Here is a 512-nt window from a genome sequence, read left to right on the forward strand (position 1 = left end):
ACAGGAACGTGAGACCGAACCGGAGGAAGTCACCCCGCCGCTGCCGACCGGCACGGCCGTCCCCTGGCCGTTGTCGGCCAAGAGCCCCGAGGCGCTGCGGGAGCAGGCCGCACGACTGCGGTCCTTCGTGGACCGGTCACCGGACCTGGACGTCGCCGACACGGCCCGTACGCTGGCGTTCGCGCGAGCGGCCTTCGAGCACCGCGCGGTGGTCGTCGCCGCGGAGCCCGACGGGTTCCGGTCGGCGCTGACCGCACTGGCCGAGGGACGCGGCGGACCCGGCATCGTGACCGGCGAGGCCGCGCCGCAGAGGCTCGGTCTCCTGTTCTCGGGTCAGGGGTCGCAGCGGCTGGGTATGGGTCGCGGACTGGCCGCGCGGTACGAGGTGTTCGCCGAGGCCCTGGACGCCGTACTGGACGTGTGCGACCCGGCGGTGCGTGGGGTGTTGTTCGGTGAGGGTGCCGAGGCGTTGAACGAGACGGGGGTGACGCAGCCGGCGTTGTTCGCGGTCG

At 73.4% G+C, this 512-nt stretch carries 1 protein-coding gene; it reads left to right on the forward strand.

Features of this window, described 5'->3' with window-relative positions:
- A partial coding sequence (locus KYY02_RS33740) for a CurL C-terminal domain-containing protein (RefSeq protein WP_442538188.1) occupies positions 1-512 on the forward strand: 512 nt, incomplete at both ends.

Source organism: Streptomyces pimonensis, from assembly GCF_041380215.1.
In the GTDB taxonomy this organism is placed as follows: domain Bacteria; phylum Actinomycetota; class Actinomycetes; order Streptomycetales; family Streptomycetaceae; genus Streptomyces; species Streptomyces pimonensis.